Origin of the sequence: Rubripirellula obstinata, from assembly GCF_001642955.1 — a bacterium.
In the GTDB taxonomy this organism is placed as follows: domain Bacteria; phylum Planctomycetota; class Planctomycetia; order Pirellulales; family Pirellulaceae; genus Rubripirellula; species Rubripirellula obstinata.
In genome coordinates, this window is the sequence record NZ_LWSK01000218.1 from 1 (window position 1) to 4,008 (window position 4,008).

4 protein-coding genes and 1 pseudogene are annotated in these 4,008 nt (G+C 54.4%); 1 reads left to right on the top strand and 4 read right to left on the bottom strand.

The window, feature by feature from the left end; all coding sequences use genetic code 11:
* Positions 1-101 precede the first annotated feature (101 nt).
* Together RC85_RS24950 and RC85_RS27855 are read right to left on the bottom strand one after the other, a co-directional pair.
* Complete coding sequence (locus RC85_RS24950) at positions 102-878, bottom strand: carboxypeptidase-like regulatory domain-containing protein (protein ID WP_160148240.1); 777 nt, start codon at positions 876-878, stop codon at positions 102-104.
* Between the two features lie 121 nt (positions 879-999).
* Positions 1,000-1,581, bottom strand: a complete 582-nt coding sequence (locus RC85_RS27855; RefSeq protein ID WP_162273268.1) for an alpha/beta hydrolase family protein — start codon at positions 1,579-1,581, stop codon at positions 1,000-1,002.
* 446 nt (positions 1,582-2,027) lie between these two features.
* Between RC85_RS27855 and RC85_RS24960 the strand changes: the two are divergent.
* Positions 2,028-2,813: pseudogene (locus RC85_RS24960) on the top strand (IS91 family transposase); the annotation flags it as partial.
* A 436-nt stretch (positions 2,814-3,249) separates the two neighbouring features.
* On the opposite strand, the gene RC85_RS24970 reads toward RC85_RS24960, so the two are convergent.
* Complete coding sequence (locus RC85_RS24970) at positions 3,250-3,468, bottom strand: hypothetical protein (RefSeq protein ID WP_157594065.1); 219 nt, start codon at positions 3,466-3,468, stop codon at positions 3,250-3,252.
* A 135-nt stretch (positions 3,469-3,603) separates the two neighbouring features.
* Complete coding sequence (locus RC85_RS27860) at positions 3,604-3,792, bottom strand: hypothetical protein (RefSeq protein WP_162273270.1); 189 nt, start codon at positions 3,790-3,792, stop codon at positions 3,604-3,606.
* Between the last annotated feature and the right edge of the window lie 216 nt (positions 3,793-4,008).

Here is a 4,008-nt window from a genome sequence, read left to right on the forward strand (position 1 = left end):
AGCGAGGCGGAGCGTTCCATCGAAGGTCACCAGTACGAAGCGATTCGCCCGACAACTGCAAATCAGCCGTCCAAACACGAACCTTCGCTCAGTCTCCCAGATTACCTATCGTGGCGCAATCGCCCTGCTGGTATTGCTTTCTGGAAGAACTTTTCTCCCTTGTAACCCTGGTCAGTCTGCGCGACGGAGACAGTCATTCCGTCAACGGGCAGACCGTTGCTTTTGACGCGACCAGTCACATGAGCGCCTTCCAAAAGTTCGCAAACGTGCCGATCGGTATTGGGATTCAGCCCAACGAATCTCCTGCTAGACAACCCCTCCGCAGATATCTCTACGTCGACGCCATACACACCATCGACGAGGTCAATCTCGAAGTAGCCCTTCGCGTCGGTAACAACCGGAGAGACTCCTCTTGAGTAAAACCATCGCAATCCATCTTTGCCAATTGTGTTCACACTATCGACAAGAGCTCCCTGGATCGGTATTCCGGTGGCTGTCTTGACCTCTCCCGTAACCGTCCGGCTTGGATCCGTATTGTCGGGCCGTTTTCGCAAAGATAAATCGACATTGCTTTCTCCCGGGGCAGTCAGTTGCGTTTGTGCAGTCTTGAACCCAATCGCTGAGACAACTAGCCGAAACTTGAGATGAACATCTAAACCGTCAATTTTGAAGTTTCCCGCGTTGTCGGTCGTCGTCCACTTTTGGCAATCCAGATAGCAGCTTGGGCAAAAGATTGCTGGTCCCGATGCTGGCGCGGCCGTGGAGATATCGACTCGGGCGTGAGGGACCGGTTGTCCCGTTTCATTCGACACGGTGCCTTGAAGCAGGCCCAAGGTATCTTCCTGTCCCAACACGGTGTGCGAGCACAATGCAGTCATCAGGCATGCTAAGGCCCAATGGGGCGACCAGGTTACATTGGGCATCGTATTGAGCCTTTGGATTACAGGCGGAACGGGCGATTGCGAGTGAAGCTGATCATCTACGGACGAACGTCCGGCATCACGGGGTGGCGGGTGTTGACTTAGATTCCAAAGAACGGCGGCCACCGCCACTCCCGTGCATGCGATGGTTCGTCGTTTCCGCGGCTGTTGCTAAGTCGAGCACAAGTTTTTTGATCGCAGCATGAACGTTGGCGTCCCATTCGGCCGCGTTGTGTGCTTCCCAGCTCAGCTTTGACGCGTAATCTGGCTTTCCATCAACGACAAAGCCATTGGCTGGATCAGCGAGAGAAATGTTTCTGACTCGCAACTCATCGGGCCATTCACCCCAGGTGAAAGCGTTGTCCGAAAAGTAGTTTATCAGTTTCGCGATATTCGTTGGAAGACTTTCCATTCGCTCTCCACGAGAAAACGAAGAAGCATCAAGTCCGATTGCGAGGTCGACATCGATTGTTGGGTCGCGTTTTAGTAGGTCCGCAACATCGAGCAAAGTGTGGCCACCCCAGCTATGGCCGACGAGGACAAGTTGTTCGAATCCGGGTTGAATGTTGGCGCGACGAATTGACCTAACGATCCCTTCAGCGCCAGCCCCCTTTTGACTTGCAAATTGCCCAGCCGATGTTCCATTCCAGTTGAAAAACATGGCACTGCACCCGGATTCCTCCAAGTCCACCATTAGCTGGTAGGCCCCACTATTGCCAGTGCCTCGCGAGGCCTTTCTTGCGATCTGTTCGGCAGTCGCATCGGATCTGAACCCGGATATCACAACCACAAGTGTCGCCCCTTCTTTTGCTGAAACCGGCGATATTTGAAGGCCTACTCCAATTGAAAGTACGGCAAGAAGGATGATTAGCCGATTCATGATTGGTTGGATTGGTGCTTATTGACCAGCGCCCGCGGTAACCGCGTCGGCCACGTTTGAGTTTGGTGTTCCGTTCGGTGCCGTGGCCGACTGCTGTTCATCGCTTAATACAAGTAAGCCGCTTCGCGGCGGGTTTAGATTGTAAGCGTGAGGAATCTTTTGATGAATCCGAACTCACTGGGAAATCGGTGTTCACACCTTCACAGGGCCCCTCACATGAACAAGTCTACACGGCGATCTTTGCTTGTGGAAGCGAAACGATCCGCGACGTGAGCTCGGCGACCCGGTCGCTGAAGGGCTGTGAATTAGGATTCTTTGGCGTGCTTCATACCTGGGGCCGCGACCCGACGGTCTATCATCCGCATGTTCACTTTGTGGTTCCCGGTGGAGGAGTCAATAAGACGCTGGATCGTTGGCAACAGACCGCAGAGAACTTCTTGTTCGATCACGGCACCGCATGTCGAGTTTACAAAGCGAAGTTCGCTGATCGGCTGCGTGAATTGGGGCTTTATGATCAAGTCGACGCATCCGTCTGGAAGAAGAAATGGATCGTAGACATCCGTGCGGTCGGTGACGGGCGAAGTGTGCTGAAATACTTAGCTCCCTACGTTCACCGGGTCGCGATCAGCGACAACCGAATCGTTTCGGTCGATGAGAAAACCGTCACGTTCCGCTACACGCCCTCGAAGTCACGACAGAGCAAGACTCGTTCGGTCACTGGTCACGAATTTGTGCGTGGCTTCGCTCAGCATGTCTTGCCGTCACGCCTTCAAAAGATCCGCTACTACGGTTGGATGAGTCCGAATAGCCGAATCGGGCCCGAGGAAGTGCGTTGGCTGGTGGCGATCGCCTTGGGGTGGGCGTTCACACTCATGCTGGCGAGGCCAACGGTCCCGCCAAGGCAGAGAGCTCGCTGCAAGGAGTGTGGCGGCGAACTCCAAACAGTTCTTGTAGCGGACTCATTAGGCCACGCTCTGTACAGTCGCCCGCCACCTTATCTGGATACCGGATAGATGAGGCTTGATCGAATCGGCTCAACCCGTAAAAACGAATCGTCACCTAGCGTGCGACCGGTGGAGATATGCATGCATGTCATCCAGCAGCGCCAAAGATTCGGGAGGTGGTTTCAACCGCAGTTCTCCAAGAGAGGCAAGGCCCAACACTCAATGCCTCCGGTGCAATCTCTTGCCGATGCAGAACAACGTCAATGCCCCTGTCATCTGCAAGCAAAGCGGTCTCGCTGAAGCAAATCCCAAGAGTGAATGACCGGGCTACTTGAACCGAGTCCTTGAACATCGGCTCGCAAGCTCGCGATGTCAAAGACTTATTTGTTATCCGCGATTATAGGGAGGGAGTGCAGTTTGCATTGGGGAGAAGTCTTAGAGTCATCTTAGTCGTTCGAGGTTAGGAAAAATTCAAATCCTTGGAACCGGAGTTGTGGCGAAACGTTCAAGCCTGAATTTGCAGTTGGTGTTTGATTGAAGCGTAAAGCGTGGACCGGGTGCTCCCGGTCGGATAACGGTAAGCATCACCGAGGTGGCGGGATTTGACGTGCAAGCAGAGAGGAAAGCGTGCGGCCGCCACTCCGGTGCATGCAATGGTTATCCGAAACACGCCATTGCGATGCGATCCGCCAGTGCGGACTTCGTCCACGTAGGTGACAATCACCAAGTTGAAATCGTAACAAAGAATCGCCGGCAAAGCAAGTTTTGGCGGTCAAGAGTGAAGGGGGCACTCGAAGACAGGCGTTGGTGGATGCCACGCAGTGTATCCGGCACTTCGATGTTGGTCGAGCGTTGGAAGTCAGGTGTTGGTTTGTGCCACGCAGTGCATCCGGCACGTCGGCATTGATTGAGTATTGGAATTCAGGCGTTGGTTGATGCCCTGCAGGGCAGTCAGCACTTCGATGTCGGTCGAGCGTTGGGGGCAAAGCGGTGTTGGTCGTGCGTTGGAGATGCCCCGCAGGGCGCGATGCGGGCAGCCAATGTCCACGGCTCAGTCGGATAACGGTACGCATCACCGGGCCGGGACGGTTGATGTTCCATTTGTAAAAACGCGCAAGCCCGGCTCCGGTGCATGCGATGGTTCAAGTAAGCCGCTTCGCGGCGGGGCGTGTGGATTGAAAACGTGAGGAACCCTTTGGTAGATCCGAACTCACTGGGAGTTCGGCTTACATTCTCTCAGAGGATCCCCCACATGAGCAAGTCT